Annotated in this window: 19 protein-coding genes; 10 read left to right on the plus strand and 9 right to left on the minus strand. The window is 64.5% G+C overall.

The window, feature by feature from the left end; genetic code table 11:
• Nucleotides 1-2: 2 nt before the first annotated feature.
• On the minus strand, nt 3-1,292 hold the full coding sequence (locus tag CLU93_RS05210; protein ID WP_099760255.1) for an extracellular solute-binding protein: 1,290 nt from the start codon (nt 1,290-1,292) through the stop codon (nt 3-5).
• 423 nt (nt 1,293-1,715) lie between these two features.
• Between CLU93_RS05210 and CLU93_RS05215 the strand changes: the two genes are divergently transcribed.
• The 3 genes from CLU93_RS05215 to CLU93_RS05225 all read left to right on the plus strand — a co-directional run bounded on the left by CLU93_RS05215 (nt 1,716) and on the right by CLU93_RS05225 (nt 4,131).
• Complete coding sequence (locus CLU93_RS05215) at nt 1,716-2,735, plus strand: LacI family DNA-binding transcriptional regulator (RefSeq protein WP_071078929.1); 1,020 nt, start codon at nt 1,716-1,718, stop codon at nt 2,733-2,735.
• Nucleotides 2,736-2,945: 210 nt separating this feature from the next.
• Entirely contained in the window at nt 2,946-3,524 is a 579-nt protein-coding gene (locus CLU93_RS05220; RefSeq protein ID WP_096234329.1) for a superoxide dismutase, read from the plus strand.
• Nucleotides 3,525-3,759: 235 nt separating this feature from the next.
• Nucleotides 3,760-4,131 carry a lysozyme inhibitor LprI family protein gene (locus CLU93_RS05225; RefSeq protein WP_099760256.1) on the plus strand — a complete coding sequence of 124 codons (372 nt, stop codon included), beginning with the start codon at nt 3,760-3,762 and terminating at the stop codon, nt 4,129-4,131.
• A 32-nt stretch (nt 4,132-4,163) separates the two neighbouring features.
• Here the strand turns inward: CLU93_RS05225 and CLU93_RS05230 are convergent, their stop codons facing one another.
• Nucleotides 4,164-5,759: a CYTH and CHAD domain-containing protein gene (locus CLU93_RS05230; RefSeq protein WP_099760257.1), complete on the minus strand. Its 1,596-nt coding sequence runs from the start codon at nt 5,757-5,759 to the stop codon at nt 4,164-4,166.
• Between the two features lie 120 nt (nt 5,760-5,879).
• Between CLU93_RS05230 and mgrA the strand changes: the two genes are divergently transcribed.
• On the plus strand, nt 5,880-6,920 hold the full coding sequence (mgrA, locus tag CLU93_RS05235) for an L-glyceraldehyde 3-phosphate reductase (protein WP_099760258.1): 1,041 nt from the start codon (nt 5,880-5,882) through the stop codon (nt 6,918-6,920).
• Between the two features lie 5 nt (nt 6,921-6,925).
• Here the strand turns inward: mgrA and CLU93_RS05240 are convergent, their stop codons facing one another.
• From CLU93_RS05240 to CLU93_RS05250, 3 genes are all read right to left on the minus strand, one after another.
• Entirely contained in the window at nt 6,926-7,414 is a 489-nt protein-coding gene (locus tag CLU93_RS05240) for a DUF2244 domain-containing protein (RefSeq protein WP_099760259.1), read from the minus strand.
• Nucleotides 7,415-7,501: 87 nt separating this feature from the next.
• Nucleotides 7,502-7,819, minus strand: coding sequence for a hypothetical protein (locus CLU93_RS05245; protein WP_099760260.1), 318 nt, complete (start codon nt 7,817-7,819; stop codon nt 7,502-7,504).
• Nucleotides 7,820-7,885: 66 nt separating this feature from the next.
• Nucleotides 7,886-8,221 (minus strand): hypothetical protein, encoded by a 336-nt coding sequence (locus CLU93_RS05250; protein ID WP_099760261.1) that lies wholly within the window; start codon nt 8,219-8,221, stop codon nt 7,886-7,888.
• Between the two features lie 285 nt (nt 8,222-8,506).
• On the opposite strand from CLU93_RS05250, the gene CLU93_RS05255 reads away from it, so the two are divergent.
• The 6 genes from CLU93_RS05255 to CLU93_RS05280 all read left to right on the plus strand — a co-directional run bounded on the left by CLU93_RS05255 (nt 8,507) and on the right by CLU93_RS05280 (nt 14,215).
• On the plus strand, nt 8,507-8,821 hold the full coding sequence (locus CLU93_RS05255; protein ID WP_099760262.1) for a DUF4148 domain-containing protein: 315 nt from the start codon (nt 8,507-8,509) through the stop codon (nt 8,819-8,821).
• A 123-nt stretch (nt 8,822-8,944) separates the two neighbouring features.
• Nucleotides 8,945-10,357, plus strand: coding sequence for an efflux transporter outer membrane subunit (locus CLU93_RS05260; protein WP_099760263.1), 1,413 nt, complete (start codon nt 8,945-8,947; stop codon nt 10,355-10,357).
• A 72-nt stretch (nt 10,358-10,429) separates the two neighbouring features.
• Complete coding sequence (locus tag CLU93_RS05265; protein WP_099760264.1) at nt 10,430-10,936, plus strand: MarR family winged helix-turn-helix transcriptional regulator; 507 nt, start codon at nt 10,430-10,432, stop codon at nt 10,934-10,936.
• Nucleotides 10,937-10,946: 10 nt separating this feature from the next.
• Nucleotides 10,947-13,085: an FUSC family protein gene (locus CLU93_RS05270; RefSeq protein ID WP_257224889.1), complete on the plus strand. Its 2,139-nt coding sequence runs from the start codon at nt 10,947-10,949 to the stop codon at nt 13,083-13,085.
• Complete coding sequence (locus CLU93_RS05275; protein WP_071078940.1) at nt 13,075-13,275, plus strand: DUF1656 domain-containing protein; 201 nt, start codon at nt 13,075-13,077, stop codon at nt 13,273-13,275. Before CLU93_RS05270 ends, CLU93_RS05275 begins: the two co-directional genes overlap by 11 nt.
• A gap of 49 nt (nt 13,276-13,324) precedes the next feature.
• A complete protein-coding gene (locus CLU93_RS05280; protein ID WP_099760265.1) occupies nt 13,325-14,215 on the plus strand; it encodes an efflux RND transporter periplasmic adaptor subunit in 891 nt (296 codons plus the stop codon).
• Nucleotides 14,216-14,218: 3 nt separating this feature from the next.
• On the opposite strand, the gene CLU93_RS05285 is transcribed toward CLU93_RS05280, so the two are convergent.
• The 4 genes from CLU93_RS05285 to CLU93_RS05300 form a co-directional block, all read right to left on the minus strand.
• Nucleotides 14,219-14,965 (minus strand): SDR family oxidoreductase, encoded by a 747-nt coding sequence (locus CLU93_RS05285; protein ID WP_099760266.1) that lies wholly within the window; start codon nt 14,963-14,965, stop codon nt 14,219-14,221.
• 80 nt (nt 14,966-15,045) lie between these two features.
• Nucleotides 15,046-15,270, minus strand: a complete 225-nt coding sequence (locus CLU93_RS05290; RefSeq protein ID WP_099760267.1) for a hypothetical protein — start codon at nt 15,268-15,270, stop codon at nt 15,046-15,048.
• Between the two features lie 12 nt (nt 15,271-15,282).
• Nucleotides 15,283-15,954: a thiol:disulfide interchange protein DsbA/DsbL gene (locus CLU93_RS05295; RefSeq protein WP_099760268.1), complete on the minus strand. Its 672-nt coding sequence runs from the start codon at nt 15,952-15,954 to the stop codon at nt 15,283-15,285.
• 147 nt (nt 15,955-16,101) lie between these two features.
• Entirely contained in the window at nt 16,102-17,667 is a 1,566-nt protein-coding gene (locus CLU93_RS05300) for a TonB-dependent receptor domain-containing protein (RefSeq protein WP_099760269.1), read from the minus strand.
• Between the last annotated feature and the right edge of the window lie 234 nt (nt 17,668-17,901).

Below are 17,901 nucleotides of genomic sequence, written 5' to 3' on the forward strand. Positions count from 1 at the left end.
TCCTAGCGCCGCGCGCGGTGGGTGATCAGGGCCTTGGCGTCGGCCAGCGCCGTCTTGATATCCTTGTTTTGCGCCAGCACACTTTCCAGTTCCATGTTGACGATGTCGCGCGCCACGGCGTCGAACTTGTCGACGCGGATGACGGGAATCTTCGCCGCCGTGTCGCGCGCCAGCAAACGCGTTTTCTGGCCGCCGAAATACGCCTGCGGCTCGTCCATCATCGGGTCCGCATACGCCGCCTTGAGGGCCGGGAAGGCGCCGATCTCTTTCAGGGAGTGCAGCTGGATATCCTTGTTGACGGTCATGAACTTGATGAATTCCCAGGCTTGAACCTTGTTGCTGGCCTTTTTCGGGATGCCGTAAAAAGAGCCGCCATACGACGCCAGCGCGCCGGCCGGCAGATTCGCCGCGCGCCACTGGCCGGCGGAAGCCGGCGCCAGCCACTTGGCCAGGTGGCCGCTGAGCCACGATCCCATCATCTGGCTGGCCACCTTGTCGCGTTTGAAGCCTTCGGCCCACTCGCCCGTCCAGGCCACGGTGCGCGCGTCGATGCCCGCCACGCGCGCCGCCTTGGCCAGTTCGAAGGCTTTCACGAAACGGGGCGAGTCGACCAGCACCTGGCCCTTGTCGCCGAAATAGATGCCTTCGCCATCCTTCAGATTGGCGCGTATATAAATGTCGGCCAGGTCGCTGGCGCCGGCCAGCAGATAGGTGCCGGTGGCGGCCTTGAGCTTCTTGCCAGCGGCGATGTACGATTCCCACGAAGCCGTCAAATCGCTTTCCTTGATGCCCGCCTTTTCCATCAAGTCCTTGCGGTAGAACAGGGTGCCCGGCCCCAGGTCGGCCGGCATCGCGCCCAGGGTGCCGCGCGAACTGGTCGCCTGGACGAAGGTGAACGGCACGAACTGGGCGCGGTACTGCCCTGCCCCGTAAGGTGGCTGCAGCAAGTCTTCCATGCCCTTCGATTCGGCGAAGCTGCCGACATAGCGGAAGTCGATGGCCATCACGTCGGGCAGGCGCGCGCCGGCCGCCAGTGCCGTCGTCATCGAGTTGTGGTGGTCGTCGATCTGCAGGCTGACCAGCTTGACCTTCACTTGCGGGTACAGCTTTTCCCACAAGGGCAAGGCCGTCTTGACGGCGCGGTCCAGGTCGGGGAAGGAGGCGACAGTGATGGTCGCCGGGGCCAGCGCCGGCAGGACGGCGGCCGGCGGGACGGCTGCGGGCGCGGCGGCCACACTGGCGGCCAGGGTCAGCGCGGCCAGAGGGGCGGCGCCAAGTATGCTTGACTTCATTATTTCATCTCCGTTTATTGAGCGTCTTCTATCTTGAAAACGTTTTCACAACATGTGGCCATTTAACACCGCAACGAAAATCAAGTCAACCGAAAAAGTTGTCATTTATTTTAAGATGGCTGACCGACATGCTGCCGACACTGCCCCTTCTCCTATGAAAAGCGGGAAAAATGGCGCTTGAAAAAAACTGTGGCTTTTTATGAAAACGTTTTCAGACGTAGGTCGGATTAGCGCGCGAGCGCGTAATCCGACAACATTGTTGGCCTTGATGTGTCGGGTTACGCCCTACGGGCTAACCCGACCTACCCCGGCCTACCCCGGCCTGCGCCGGCCTGCGATCGTTATCGGCCGTTTATGGTAATCTTTCACTGAAAAGGTTTTCAGAGCACTGACAACCAGCCATCTTGATACCCAGGAATCACCTTGAACGATAGCGCCCACGCTGCTCCCCCTTCCACCCTGCTCGACGTGGCCCGCCAGGCCGGCGTGTCGCCCAGCACCGTCTCGCGCATCCTGAACGGCACGGCCAGGGTCTCCGACGACAAGCGCGACGCCGTGCTGGCGGCGATTGCGCACATGAAATTTGCGCCGAACCAGATGGCGCAGGGTCTGAAAAAGGGCCGCTCGATGACCATCGGCATCGTGGTACAGGATATTTCCAGCCCCTTCTTCGATGAAAGCCTGCGCGGCGTGGACGATGGCTTGAAAGACACGGGCTATGCCTCCGTCATCGTCAGCGGACACTGGAATGCGCAGGAAGAGGCCGACCGCATCCGTTTGCTGCTGGCGCGGAAGGTCGACGGCATCATCCTGCTGTCCGGACGCATCTCGGACCAGAGCGTGCTCGATTTCTCGCAGCAGCGTCCGATCGTCTCGACGGGCCGCCTGCTGGCGACGAAAAGCGCCATCGGCTTCAAGCTCGACAACGAATACGGCGCCTACCTGGCCGTACGCCACCTGGTGGAACTGGGACACCGCCGCATCGCCTTTGTCTCCGGCCCCGCCAACAACACGGATGCGGCCGAGCGCCTGACGGGCTACCAGCGCGCGCTGCGCGAAGCGGATATCGCCATCGATCCGAAGCTGATGGTGGAAGGCGATTTCCACGAGGCAAGCGGGATGCTGGCCATGAACCATTTGTTCGATACGCAGCAGCAATTCAGCGCCGTCTTCGCCGCCAACGACCTGTCCGCCTACGGCGTGCGCCTGTGCCTGTACCGCAAGGGCATCCGCGTGCCCGACGATATCTCGCTCGTCGGCTTCGATGACTTGCCCGGCTCGTCTTACACGACGCCGCCGCTGACGACCATCCACCAGCCGCTGTACGACATCGGCCGCATCGCCACCGAAGCGCTGCTGGGACTGATCAATGGCGAAGCCGTGCAGGCGGCCATTCCGCCGCTGGAACTCATCGTACGCGAGACCACCCGCCGCATCCGCTGAGGCTTGCGGATGGGCACACAGCGCCCGATTCAAGCTAAACGAGAATCACTACGCCAACGGCATCCACGACGCGTGTGGGAATCTGCAGCAATGGCGCATCCGCTTTACAATAGTGGCTCGTTCAGCAAGAATGCTTGGTTCAAGCACGCAAGGCTCAACCCTCCGGCCCCGGCCGGAAGACTCCGAACACTCACCATAAAGGGACATCACATGGAACATACTCTGCCACCACTGCCGTATGAAATGGACGCTCTGGCGCCGCATATTTCGAAAGAAACCCTGGAATACCACTATGCCAAGCATCACCAGGCGTATGTCACCAACTTGAACAACCTGATCAAGGGTACCGAGTTCGAGAACCTGTCGCTGGAAGACATCATCAAGAAATCGTCGGGCGGCATCTTCAACAATGCGGCGCAAGTATGGAACCACACCTTCTACTGGAACGGCATGAAGCCGGCCGGCGGTGGCGCTCCTACCGGTGCCGTGGCGGACGCGATCAACGCCAAATGGTCGTCGTTCGACAAGTTCAAGGAAGAGTTCACCAAGTCGTGCGTGGGCAACTTCGGTTCGGGCTGGACCTGGCTGGTGCAAAAAGCCGACGGTTCCGTCGACATCGTCAACACCTCGAACGCCGGCTGCCCGCTGACCACCGGCGACAAGCCACTGCTGACCTGCGACGTCTGGGAACACGCTTACTACATCGACTACCGCAACCTGCGCGCCAAGTACGTGGAAACGTTCTGGGGCCTGGTCAACTGGGAATTCGTTGCCAAGAACTTCGCGTAAGCGGTTCCTGACAACGTAAAACGCACGGACCGGCGGCCTGCGCCGCAGTGACGTGTCCTGGAAAGAAGCCTGCGCTTGCGAGCGCGGGCTTTTTTTATGTCCAAGCAGAAAGTACATGTGGGCGGCAGGCACTGGTCAAACGAACAAGATCGGCATGCAGAATGTTATAAGATGCGCAAGCGCACGCCCGTGCTCATCGGCCAGCTTCGCCGCCATCCCTTGTTGAAAGAAAACAATGAAAAAATTCATGCTTGCCCTGCTCGTCCTTGCCTCCGGTTCCGCCTTCGCCAACTCGGCCTGCGACACGCCGCGCAACGACTTCGACGGCCTGTATTGCCTGAACAAGGTGTACCAGGAAGCGGACAAGGAACTCAACGCCAACTACAAGAAGCTGAGCGCCCAGCTCGATGCCAGCGGCAAGCAAAAGCTGAAATCAGGTCAGCTGGCGTGGATCAGCAACCGCAACCAGAATTGCTCCAAACGCGAATCGTCGGGCTTTTATGTGAACCTCGATTGCGCCACCCAGACCACCATCGAACGCGCGCAATTCCTGCAAGACCGCGTGCGCGAATGCGTCAGTGCCGGCTGCCAGAACAGCAAACTGTGAACTGAAGCTGCGCTGGCGCAAACGGGGCAGGCTCAGGCCGGCAAACGGGCCGCCTTGAAGCGCCGCCAGGCCTTGTGCATGCGGCCATCGGTGCCCTGCGCCTGCGCGCGCGCCGCCAGATAGCCGCGGATGAAGGCCGCGTGCAGCCGCAGCCCATCCTGGGCGGACTGGTCAGCCTGGTCGGCCTGGACATCGGGCAATTGCTGCAGCAGCCGGTCGGCCACCTGCACATCGTTGAGCCAGCCCAATTCATCCTGCAGGGCCGACAAGCGCCCCACATACGGTTGCACGGTGCGCGCGGCAAACAGCGAGGCAAAAAATTCCGTCGCGTAACGCGTCTTCTTGGCCGCGATACGCACCTGGTGGCGCTGCTGCGGCGAGGCATGCAGCAGGCGCTTGCCGCGCTTCATCAGGCGGCGCTGGTCCTTGCGCACGGTAGCCTGGGCAAACGGGGAAACGGGCGCGTCCAGCCGCCGCACCTGGCGCACGGAACAGCTGTCGCGCCAGGCGCGCGCCTGCAGCCAGCGCTGCAAGCCCAGCATGCAAGCCGTGCAGCGCGCCGAGGTAACGGCCTGGGCGGCCTCTACGTGCTTGAGGCGTGCCTGCGCGTGCGCCGCCGCTGCCAGCGCCGCCGCATCCGCCTGCGCCTCGCCATCGAGCTGCGCCAGTGTATTGCCAGCCAACACATCCCAGTCGCGCGCCTCGCCCAGCGCGCCGCCCAGCCAGCCGAGTTCGTTCTTCAAGCCGTCCGGCAGCGCCAGCAGGGACTTGAACATGCCCAGCGCCGAGCGCAGGCGCCGCAAGCCCACGCGCATCTGGTGCACGCTTTCCACATCCGCGCCCGCCGCCACGCCATCCTGGTTGCCGCTGACCTGTTCCAGGCAATTGCCGGCGATGGCCAGGAACGCTTGCTCCACCGACATCGCCGCGTCCAGCGCCAGGGGCTGCGCCTTAACGGCGCGCAAGGGTTGCTGCGCGGCGAGGCGGTAACCGCGTTCCGCCTTGCTCATGTGGCCCAGTTGCAGCGGCACTTCCTGCAGCAGCGCCAGCGCCACGTCGAACAGGCTGGCGGCCTGCCCTTGCTTCAACTCCAGCTCGATCTCGCTGACGGCCACGCTGTATCCCACACCATCGACACCATGGGCACCATCGGCACCGTCCGCACCGCGTTCGATGACACCCTGGTCCAGCACACATTCGATCTCGTCGCCCTGCGGCGTGCGCAACTGCCAGACGGTGCGCTCGATGCGCGTGGTAAACACGGGCCGCAAGGCGTCGCGGATGGCATCCTGGCGCAGCAGCGCACGGATGGGCTGCTTGCGGCCGATGGCAGCGTCGAGCGCGGCGAGGTCCGGCTGCGGCCCGGGCACCTCGCCTTCCCATTCGTGGCGGCTGTGCAAGCCGCCGCTGACCGTGCCGCCCGCCTTCAGGGTTTGCACCCAGCGCCCGTCCACCTGGCGCACGCGCAAGCCCGCCTGGTGGCGGCACAGCTGCAAATCGGGCGTATCGACATAGATATCGTGCATCTGCAGCACCAATGGCCCTTGCGCGGACTGCGCCAGCAACGGGTGCGCGCACAGGCGCGAGGCATCTTGCGGCGCCAGCAACAATTTCAATTCGATTTCCATGACCGCTCCTTGCGAGATTCCTCAACGCTTATTGTAAAGCGCGTCCCGTCGCGCGCAAGGCGCATGCACGCACACCTTGATTTTGCGCCAAAATAGGCGATTCATTGACAAGGAGATGCCATGACCTACCACGCCGCCAAGAACCGCTACGACAGCATGCCATATCGTACCTGCGGGCGCAGCGGGTTGAAACTGCCGCTGCTGTCGCTGGGACTGTGGCACAACTTTGGCGATAGCAACAGCCTCGCTTCCCAGCGCGACATGCTGCGCACCGCGTTTGACCTCGGCATCACGCACTTCGACCTGGCGAATAACTACGGCCCGCCGTATGGCAGCGCGGAAAGCAATTTCGGCAAGCTGCTGCGCGACGATTTTTTACCGTACCGCGATGAACTGATCATTTCCACCAAGGCGGGTTGGGACATGTGGCCCGGTCCGTACGGCCAGGGCGGCGGTTCGCGCAAATACGTGCTGGCCAGCCTGGACCAGAGCTTGCAGCGCCTGGGCCTCGATTACGTCGATATCTTTTATTCGCACCGCTACGATGCCGACACGCCGCTGGAAGAAACCATGGGCGCACTGGCCAGCGCCGTGCAGCAGGGCAAGGCGCTGTACGTGGGCCTGTCGTCGTATTCGCCGCAAAAAACGGCCGAGGCGGCCGCCCTGCTGAAAGAATGGAAAGTGCCATGTCTGATCCACCAGCCGGCCTACAACATGCTCAACCGCTGGATCGAGGAAGACGGCTTGCTCGACACCCTGCAAGAGCAAGGCATGGGCTGCATCACGTTCACGGCGCTGGCGCAGGGGCTGCTCAGCGACAAATACCTGGACGGCGTGCCGCAGGATGCGCGCGTCAACCGCCCAGGCGGCGGTTCGCTGACGCAACAGCACCTGAGCGCGGAGAACCTGGCCCGCGTGCGCGCCCTGAACCAGATCGCCGCACAGCGGGGGCAAACCCTGGCGCAGATGGCGCTGGCCTGGGTGCTGCGCGATCCCCGCGTCACGTCGACCCTGATCGGTGCCAGCAGCAGCGCACAAATCCGCGAAAACGTGGCCGCGCTGCAGCAACTGACGTTCACGGCCGACGAGCTGGCCGCCATCGACGTGCAGGCGCGCGAAGGCCATATCAATCTGTGGGAAGGTCCGTCGCGGGCCGTGTAAGGCGTTCACCGCGGCGCTGGCGGCGACATTGGCGGTGGCAACAGGGCCAGCAGTTCCTGCGCCACCTGCCGGCGCCGCTCGGGCGTGGCGTACACGCCCACGTCCACCTGCGCGCCGCCCGCACCGGTATCGTTGATATGTATCAACTGGCGCGGCCCATGCGACACAGCGATGCGCGTGCGCCACGGCGAAAAGTGGTGGCGCCGGCAATGGCCGGCGCTGACCTGTTCGATGATCAGCTCGCCGTCGCGCAGGGCGATGTGCTCATAGTCGCGCGCATGGCGCAGATAATGCAGCAGGGCGATGGCCACCAGGCCCAGTTCGGCGAACGAAAAGACGGGAATGGTCCAGATGCCGCGCAGCGCAAAGGCGGCGGCAATCGTCAGAGAAAACAGGCACAGCAAACCATAGGCGCGCAGCAACTGGCGCGCCGTCAAGGCACTGTGGCGCGCCAGCAGCCATTGCGGCTGCTCGCGCGAGTGATCGCGTGGCATGATGCCTCCCGCACTCTCTCCCCCATCACCGCAGCGGCCTTCGCCGCCGCAGGCTCAGCCAGGTCGTTCAGCCAGCTTGCGCCCGGCTCAGGCGCCCATGCGCAGCAGCGCATGGCCCACATGCTGCCACCAATGATCGCGCGACTTGACCTGCCTCAGGCAAGACATGTCGATTTCCGCAGGGAAGACGCGATCCTGGCACGCCTTCGTTGCCAGGGCATAGCGTTGGTTTTCCGCCGCCGCCAGGGCCACGACGAGCCAGAACACCAGCGCCAGCAACACCACCAGCAAACTCCAGGCCAGGTGATTGGTGTTACTTTTTATGCCAAAAAACTCGCGTAGCCGCGTCTCGCGGTACATCGACATCAAGTCTTTTTCTTTCTCTTGCGACATCTGCGTTTGCATCCTCTGACATCCTATCCTGTGCCGGCCGGCTGGCCCTGGCGGCGCGCACGCCGCCTTGCCTGCATTTTACGCTGATGGCGCAGGAGAGATAGTAATTCGTGGCGACAATTCGCCCTCGCCTTCCTCTGCCGGCGGCACGGGCGCCAGGCGCTCGACATGATCGACGTCGATGTCGCCGCCATCGGGTGCCCCGTTGTGCGGTTCCACGCCGGCCCGCTCGCCCGTGCCGGCCGCATCGCTGTCGTTGTCGAGCTCTTCCGCATCCTGGCCGGGCACGCCCTGCATGTCGCTGCCGCTGTCGGAACTGTCGCTGGGTCCCAGCGCGCCCTTGCCGTGACCGCTACCCAGAACGCGGTCGGGAGTGACGGGCAAATTGTCCGGATCGAGTGTGCTGCTGCTCATGGCTGACTCCCGTTGATCAAAAAACCAGCTTACTCCCCTGGACCGGCCAGCGGCGCACGCCTGCACGGCACCTCCTCTGGGGAATTGCGGCATCGCACAACTATTTTCATAAATTACTTCACAAATGTACTATTCATTGCTATAGTTAATTCAAGTAAGCATCTTCTCACCCAGAAATTGCTTCATCGGCGGCACGGCGCCCACCAGCGCCTTGCCACCGAACCGACCGGTACGTGGCGAGCCGGCCCATCCACCCAGCCATCATGCACATATTGGAGTTTCATCATGCAAGCCAAATCACTCATCGCAGCATTGTTTGCCATCACCACCGCCACCTCGGCTTTTGCCCAAAGCGCCGCGCCTGCCGCCAGCGAGCAACTCACGCGCGCCGACGTCACGGCCGAATACATCCGTGCCCGCAACGCCGGCGAAATCGCCACCAGCGAAGTCGACTACCCGAAAACGCCGGCCACCGCCGCCAGCAAAGTGACACGCGAACAAGTCATGGCCGAGTTCTACGCCGCCCGCAAGGCTGGCCTGATCCCGCAAACGGAAGCGGACTTTGACGTCGCGCAAACGACCAAGCACGTCGTGCAATAAGAAACCCGTCAGCCGGTTTCAGTCAGTAACAACTCAGTTGCGGCGCAGCACTCGGGCCACTCCCGAAGCTCCCGCGGCGAGCTGTCAGCATTCCCCCCACACGATCTCTCCCGGAGTCCCTGCATGCCCCTGCACCGCCGTTTGCTTGCCGCCAGCCTGATCCTTGCCTTGAGCGCTTGCGCCGACATGGGCCATATCGCGCCGCAATCGGCCATGCTCGACGCCAATAAACTGCAGGGTAGCCAGGCCATGGATGCCGCCGCCAGCGCCGCCATACAATGGCCGCGCGCGCAATGGTGGCAAGACTTGCATGACCCCCAATTGAACCGTTTGATGGAGCAGGCGCTGGCCGACAGCCCTACCCTGCGCGGCGCCCAGGCGCGCGTGCGCCAGGCCGAGGCGCTGGCCGGTGCGGCGCAAGACAAGACCCGCCCGCAGGCCGACGCCAATGTGTCCATCAACCGCGAACTGTATTCGCTGCACGGCAGCACGCCGGCGCCGCTGGCCGGCAATTACGCCTGGCGCAACCAGGCTACCGTCACCGCGTCGTACGACCTGGACCTGTGGGGCCGCAACCGCGCCGCCCTGTCCGCTGCCCTGGGCGACGTGCAACTGGCATCGGCCGAATCGCAGATGGCCCGCCTGGCGCTGGAAACGGCGCTGGTGCGCACCTACATCCAGCTGTCGTATGAGTTCCGGGTGCAGGACGTGATCGAACGCAGCCTGGCGCAGCGCGCGCGCATCCTCGACATCACGCGCCAGCGCAAGGCCGCCGGCATCGGCACGGACATTGACGTGGCGCAAATCGAAACCACCCTGCCCGCCGGCCGCCGCCAGCTGGAACAGTCGGCCGAGTCGCTGGCCCTGCTGCGCAACCAGCTGGCCGCCCTGGCGGGCAAGGGTCCGGCCGCCGGTGCGGCGCTCACGCGTCCCGTGATGCGCCTGGACCAGCCGCTGGCCATTCCCGCCGCCCTGCCGGCCGACCTGATCGGCCGCCGCCCCGACATCGCCGCCCAGCGCTGGCGAGTCGAAGCGGCGGCGCTGCGCATCGACGCTGCCAAGGCCGAGTTTTACCCGAACGTCAACCTGGTGGCCTTTGCCGGCTTCCAGGCGTTTGGTTTCAGCCATTTTCTGGACGCCAACTCGGACATCCGCGGCATCTCGCCCGCGCTGAGCCTGCCCATCTTTGCCGGCGCCCGCCTGCGCGCCCAGCTGGGCAGCCAGACGGCCGTGTACGACGGCGCCGTGGAGCAGTACAACGCCACCGTCATCAACGCCATCTCGGACGTGGCCAACGCCGTCACCCGCGCCCAATCGCTGGCAAAGCAGCACCAGCTGACCGTGCAGGCGCTGGCCACGGCGCAGCGCGCACGCGACCTGGCGGAAAAGGCCTACAAGGCGGGCATGAGCGACGCCATCGCCATGCTCAACACGCAAGTGGCACTGCTGGCGGAAGAACAGCAGCAGGCGCAAAATGGGGCGCGCGAACTGGATCTGTACGTTTCCTTGATGAATGCATTAGGAGGCGGCATCTAGTGTGGCAATCCTGGCATTGCCCTAGCTCAACAAGATACAATCGGAACTTTATTCACACATGAAGGAATTGACATGACCGCTTTTGACGCCACCTCCAAGCGGCTGCAAAACATCCGCACGCGCATGCCAGGCTTCCCCATGGAACTGATGCGCCTGCTGCGCATGACGTACCACATTCAAAAAGGCATGAAGGACCTGACCAATGCCGCGCTGAAAAAGCATGACCTGGTCGATGCCAGCTACATGGTGCTGGCCGTGCTGTACGGCACGGATGACGAAACCTCGAACGCCTGCACCCTGGGCATGGCCTGCCATGAAAAGCCGGCCAACCTGACGCGCGTCTGCAACGACCTGGAAACGCGCGGCCTGATCCACCGCGGCACGCGCCCCGGCGACCGCCGCTCGGTGATGATCTCGCTGACCGACAAGGGCCGCGCGCTGATCGAAACGGCGCTGCCCGACGTGTACCAGGAAACCTCGGCCCTGTACGAGGGCTTTACGCAAGAAGAGCTGCAAGTGCTCGACAAGCTGTACGTGCGCCAGTTGCGCAACCTGAATAATCTCAACAACCAGAACTGATAGCCTATCGATGACGCCAGCCACAACACCTACATATGGCCCCCTGAGCCGGGCGGCCCACAGGCTGGCGCTGGCGCTGCAAGACTGGCGCACGACGGAAGGCGAACGCTGGATCTACGTCGGCAAGACTCTCATCGCCGCGTTCTGCGCCCTGTGGCTGGCCTACCGCCTGGGCCTCGATTCGCCCAGCACGGCGATGACCACCACCATCATCCTGGCCCTGCCCAGCAGCGGCATGGTGCTGGAAAAAAGCTTTTACCGCCTGTGCGGCACCCTGCTCGGATGCACGGCCGCGCTGACCCTGATCGGCCTGTTCCCGCAGCAGCCCGTGCTGCTGTTCGCCGGCCTGGCCCTGTGGGTGGGCCTGTGCACGAGCGGCTCGGCCCTGCACCGCAACGCCCAGTCGTATGTGTACGTGCTGGCCGGCTACACGGCCTGCATGATCGTGCTGCCCGCCATCGAGCAGCCGATGCAGGTGTTCTCGCTGGCCGTCACGCGCGTGGCCGAAGTGGGCCTGGGCATCATCTGCTCGGCCGTCGTCTCCAGCGTGCTGCTGCCGCGTCACCAGGGCACGCAGGTGATGCGCACGGTACAGGCGCGCTATGGCAAATTTCTGACCTTTTGCCAGGACGTGCTGCAGCAACAGCTCACGCCGGCGCAGGTGGAACTGACGCATTTGCAGTTTGCCGCCGACGTGGCGGCGCTGGAACTGGGCCGCTCGGCCGCGCTGTTCGAAGTGACCAGCAAAGTGGGTCACGTGCGTGCGCAAAACCGCAAGCTGCACGCCTTCAACGCCACCTTCATGACGGCGCTGACCACCTTCTATACCTTCCACCGCCTGTTCGACCGCCTGCAGCGCGATGGCGAAACCCAGGTCATGCAGGCGTGCGCGCCCCTGTACGCCATCGTCGCCGAGGCGCTGCAAGCGACGCCGTCGCAAGACTCGCTCGACACCATGCAGCGGTATCTGCAAACGGCGCTGGCGCAGGCGCGCACAGATATTGACGCGGCGCCAGTCGCGCATGCGCAGCGCATCGACTTCGACACCGTGTGCGAACTGCTCGAACGCTTCGCGCGCGACATGAGCCGCTTTCACGAAGTGTATTTCAGCCTCGTTCATGACACGCCGCTGGAAGTAAGCACGCCGCAGGCGTATGCGCCGAAGACGCCGCCCGCGCTGGTCATCGCCAGCGGCGCGCGCGCGGCCATCAGCCTGGCCCTGCTGGCGCTGGGCGCCTACTTCCTCGCCTGGCCCTACGCCAGCACGGCGATGCTGATGGCGGCCGTGTTCTGCGCGCTGGCCTCGTCCTCGCCGCGCCCCATCCTGATGATCCGGCAAGTGCTGACGGGCTTTTTCATCGCCATGCCGCTGTCGCTCGTCTGCGTGTATTTCGTGCTGGTGCACGGCGACGGCTTCCCCATGCTGGTACTGAGTTTTACACCGTTCCTCGCCGTCGGCCTGTATCTGATGACCAATCCCGCCAAGCTCGGCGTGGGCCTGGGCGTGTCGACTTTCATCACGCAGATGGCGCCGGCGAACGTGATGCATGTCGATGGCGCGGCCTTTTTGAACACGGGCATGGCGCTGATCGTCGGCCTGATGCTGGCCGCCCTCGTGTTTGCCGTGCTGCTGCCCGAGCACACGATGGGCCACAAGGACCACATCGGCCGCGCCCTGTGGCGCGAAGCGCTGCATGCGTGCACGGCACCGGCGCGACGAGTCAAGCATCGTTTCGACAACCGCGTGCGCGACCTCCTCAGCCAGCTCAATGCGGCGGCCGGACCGGCGCCGGGCGTGGCCACGCGCGCCGTCGTGCGCCAGGCCTTGACCCTGCTGGAAATCGGCCATTCCGTGATCGAACTGCGCGAACTGATCGCAACCGCCCGCCCGGGCGCCACGCGCCACGCGCTGCAGCAGTGCGTGGAACACATCGCCGGCTGGCTGCGCACGCGCAGCGACACGGCACTGCAAGCGGCGCTGGCCGCCACCCTGCAGGCGGGCGCCGTGGTGCGCGCAGCCCAAACGGAAGTCGATGCAAGCGCCGAACGTAGCGCGCGCCTGCAGACCGCGCTGGCCGACCTGCACTCGATCTACACCTCATTGCTCGACCATATGGCGCCTGGCGCCGGAGACCACCATGCCGCGTGAATTCGCCCTGTTCGGAATTCTGATTCCTACCCTGCTGCCGCTGTTCATCCTCAGCATCGGCCTGCAAACTCTGCTCGACCGCGTGCTGGGCTGGCTGGGCGTGTACCGCATGGTGTGGCACCCGTCGCTGGCGCGGCTGTGCATCTTCATCGCCATCTTCGGCGCGCTGACCTTATCGCTGTACAAATAGCTCTGCAAATAAAAAAACTGTTCAACCCCATCAAGGAAAGGCTACCGACATGGTAAGCAAACTGACCCGCTACGCCATCACCCTGCTGCTGCTGGCTGCAGCCCTGTGGATCGGCAAGACCGTCTGGGACCGCTACATGGAGTCGCCGTGGACGCGCGACGGCCGCATCAAGGCCGACATCGTCAACATCAGCGCCGACGTGGCCGGCACCGTCACGGACGTGCTGGTGCGCGACAACCAGGTGGTGCAAAAAGGCGATGTGCTGTTCGTCGTCGACAAGGAGCGCTACGCCAGCGCGCTGGCGCAGGCCGACGCCATGCTGGCCACGCAAAAAACGGAAATGGGCCGCCGCGGCAAGGAAGCGCAGCGCCGCGCCAATCTGGACGCCAGCATCATCTCGACGGAAAGCCGCGAAAGCGCGGCGTTTGCCGCCAGCTCGGCCTCGTCGCAAGTGCAGGCCGCCGTGGCCGCGCGCGCGCTGGCCCAGTTGAACCTGGAACGCACCACCGTGCGCGCGCCCGTCAGCGGCTACGTGACCAACCTGAACGTGCACAAGGGCGATTTCGCCGCCGTCGGCGCCCCCAAGCTGGCCGTCATCGACAGCGCCTCGTACTACGTCGTCGGCTACTTCGAAGAGACCAAACTGGGCCTGCTGGCGCAGGACGACAAGGCGGAAATGAATCTGATGAGCGGCGGCACCCTGCATGGCCATATCGAAAGCATCGCGCGCGGCATCACCGACCGCGACGCCGCCACGGGCCGCGAACTGCTGGCCGACGTCAATCCCACCTTCAACTGGGTGCGCCTGGCGCAGCGCGTGCCCGTGCGCATCCACATCGACGAGCAACCAAAAGGGCATTTGCTGGTGGCCGGCACCACCTGCACCGTGGTGATCACGCCCCATTCGGCGCCGGCCAAGGCCGCGCCAGCCAAAGCGTAACCTTTAGCGCCCGCCCGCCACGTCGAGAATGCTGCCCGTCACATACGTCGCGCCCGGCCCCAGCAGATACACGATGGCGTCGGCGATTTCTTCCGGCTCGCCACCGCGCTGCATCGGCACGCCGGACGCCAGGCGCGCCACCCGTCCCGGTTCGCCGCCAGACGCGTGGATGTCCGTATAGATGATGCCGGGCCGCACGCCATTGACGCGGATGCCTTCGGCCGCCACTTCCTTCGCCAGCCCGAGGGTCAAGGTATCGACGGCGCCTTTCGAAGCCGCGTAATCGATGTATTCGCCCGGGGAGCCGATGCGCGCGGCCACCGACGAGACATTCACGATGCGCCCGCCCTGGCCCCCGTTCGCCGTCGACATGCGCCGCACGGCCTGCTGGCAGCACAGGAAATAACTGATCACGTTGGTGCGCAGCACGCGCTCGAGGCGCTGCACGGAAATGTCGGCCAGCCGGCATTTCTGCTCCAGCACGCCCACATTGTTGACCAGCGCCGTGAGCGTGCCCAGGCGAGCATCTACTTCGCCGAACAGCCGTTCCACGTCCGCTGCGTCGCCCACGTCAGCCTGCACGGCGATGGCTTCGCCGCCGCCAGCGACGATGCGCGCGCACAGGTCTTCGGCCGCCCGCGCATCGCGCACATAGTTGATGCACACGGCATAACCCTGGCGCGCCGCCTGCTGTGCAGTCGCCGCGCCGATGCCGCGGCTGCTGCCGGTAATCAGGATCACTTCCTTCATCGTTCCTCCGGGATGGTTGTGGCTTCATCATACGCAAACGAAAAAAAACCCGCGCGCGGCGGGTTTTCATGCAGGCGCATTCAATTTCGGAAATGCGTCATGGCGTAAGTCAGATGCTGCCACCAGTGTTCGCGCGACTGCACGGACGCCAGGCATTTCGCGTCGACCTCGTTCTTGAACGCGGGGTCCACGCACGCCTTGGTCACCAGCGCATTGCGCTGGTTTTCCACGCTGACGACGGCAAGCGCCAGCCACGCCACGAGGGCGAGGGCCAGTACGCACAAAGTCCAGGGCAGCTGTTTCATGGCGCTCTGCGCTTACTTCTTCGCTGGCGCGGGTGCACGCTCTTTCAGCGTGCGTGCCACCAGTTCATCCATCACGCGCAGGGTCGCTGCCTGGGTCTGCGGCTCGGACTGGCCGGGACGCGACAGCTGCGACGGCGACGTGACGAAGCGGCCGTCGATGACGATGGTCGGCGCGCTGTCGATCTTGCTGGCGGTGATCAGCTGTTCGTTGCGTTTCAGCTTGGTCTGCACGCCGAAGGAATTGAACATGTCCAGGTATTTGGCCTTGTCGATGCCGTTCTTGACCAGCAGGTCGAGGATGGCGTCATCACGGTTCAGACGGTTGCGCTCGACGTGGATGGCGCGGAAGATCTTGTCGTGGAACTGCTCCAGCTGACCCATCGCTTCCAGGGTGGCATACGCGTGCGCCTGCGGGTCTTTCGGGCCGGAGAAGGCCAGGTGGATGCGGCGGAAGGCGATCTTGTCGCCCTGCTTCTTGACCCAGTCGTGCATCAAAGGATCGAGCGCGTAGCAATGCGGGCAGGAATACATGAAGTACTCGACCACTTCCACCTTCTTGCCCGTGTCCGTGCGCACTGGCGTCGGAAGCGTGGTAAAGCCGGTATCGGCAGCCATGGCGCCGCCGGTGGCCGCCACCAGGGTGACGGCGGCGAGCAGGGGACGCAAGAAACGCAGAAAACGCATATTAATCCTTCATCATAAAGTGGTCGTGAACGGGGCGAGATTACCACTTTTTGCGCCGGTCGATGAAGCCAGGGCGGAAAAAAGCCGTATTTGTCGCCCCGCTTTGCGCCCGCTTAAGCCGCATTTAAGCCCCGCTGCGCCCCTGCCTCAGAAATGGTAGCGCGCCGACACGCGCAGCTGGCGCGCATCGTTGAGGTAAATGCTGGAGCGGCAGCCGGGCGCATCGCCGTAATGGCGGCGGTTGGCCAGGTTGCTGCCGGCCAGTTCCAACTCCCACGCGCCCAGCTTGCGCACATAGCGCCCGTCCACGGTGGCAAATGCGGGCACTTGCGCCAGGCAGCTGTTGTCGAAATCGGGGCCATAGCGCAGGGCGCGCAGCCATTGCACGCCCACGTCGGCACTCGCGCCGGCCTGCCCCGTCCAGTACAGGCGCAGGCTGGCCAGGGTCTTGGGCACGAGGGCGATATCCGGGCCGTCGTAGGTGTAATCGTCATAGCGCGCATGCACTTGCCGTACCTGCGCGTCGAGGCGCCAGTCGCGCGCCAGCGCCATGCTGGCCTCGATGGCGATACCGTCGCGGCGCGAGGGGTCGAGGTTGCCCGCAAAGCCCAGCTGGCCCAGGCTCTGGTCGAAGACGATCTGGTTGCTCAGGCGCTCGCTGAAGACGCGCACGGAAGCGCTGCGCGCCGCGTCGCCGAAGGTAGCGCCCACTTCCGTTTCGCGCCGCAGCTGTCCCGCCAGGGGGCGGTAGCCGGCGCGGGTATAGCCGTCGTCATCGATGCGGTAGCTGCGCGCGGCCTTGCCGTACACGCTCAGCTGCGGGCGCAGCTGCAGGCTGCCCTGCACGTCCCAGGCGTTCTGGTTTTCCCAGTCGCTGCCGCCGGCGGGCATGTCGGCCGGATCGAGCTGGAACTGTTCATGCCGCAAGCCCAGCAGCAGACGCGGCGCATATGGGCCGCCGAACGCCAGCTCTTCGCGCAGCAGCAGCGCGCGCGAATACTGGCGACGCTGCCCATCGCCATCGCGCCCCGAACGCCTTTCCCACTGCATCAGGTCCAGGCCCACTTCCGTATCCGTGCCCACGCCACCCACCTTGCCGTAATGGCGCACGCGGGGCGCCAGTTGCCGGCGGTGGCTGCTGTACCGCGATTCGCTGCTGCCGTCCTCGCCCGCATACAGGGCCGTGGCGTGCTTTTCCCGCTGCGACAGCTCCACGCCCAGCTCGAAACTGCCGACATAGCGCTGCACGAAGGCGCTGGCGCGCCGCACCTCATAGCGGTACAAGTCTTCCGGACGGGCCGCCAGCAAGGCCAGGAACGGCGCCTCGGGCGCGCGATAGCGGGTGTCCTGGTTCAGCTGGTCGGCGCTGAAGCCGAAACGGCCCTGGCGCAGCTTCCATTCCGCGCCGCCGTTGAAGCCGCGCTGGTGAAACACGCTGCCATCGCGGTAATTGCCATTGCGCAACTCATCGATGGCCACATCGAGCGACATGCCGTCCTGGTCGCGCGACAGGGCGCCGCGCACGCTGTGCTGGCCGCCCTGCGCCAGTTCGGTGGACAAGTCGCCATGCGTGACGCCTGCCGCGCCGCCGTGCTGCTGCACGGATGGCGGCGCGGCAGGCGATTCCAGCTCCTGCGCGCACGCCGGCATGGCCAGGGCGCACAGCAGCAAGGTACGCATGGCGATGGTCGGGGCGGAAGGGGCAGGCATCATGGTGGCAAGCTGGGTGCGCTATCGGGGCACGCACGGTAGTGAAACGGGAGGATGGCAAAAAGCGAATCATTATACGCGCGGCGCGGCAAGCGCCAGCCCGGTGGTACTTTCCTTATGCCAATATTTTATTGGTGATTTGGCATTTTTGTAGGTATATTAAGCTGCGCCCGGCGATCCTGGGTGCAGCCGACTGCATTTGAAAATCAACAATAAGAAGTCACTGTGGGAGTCACG

The sequence above is a fragment of the Janthinobacterium sp. 35 genome (assembly GCF_002754575.1).
GTDB lineage: Bacteria > Pseudomonadota > Gammaproteobacteria > Burkholderiales > Burkholderiaceae_D > Janthinobacterium > Janthinobacterium tructae.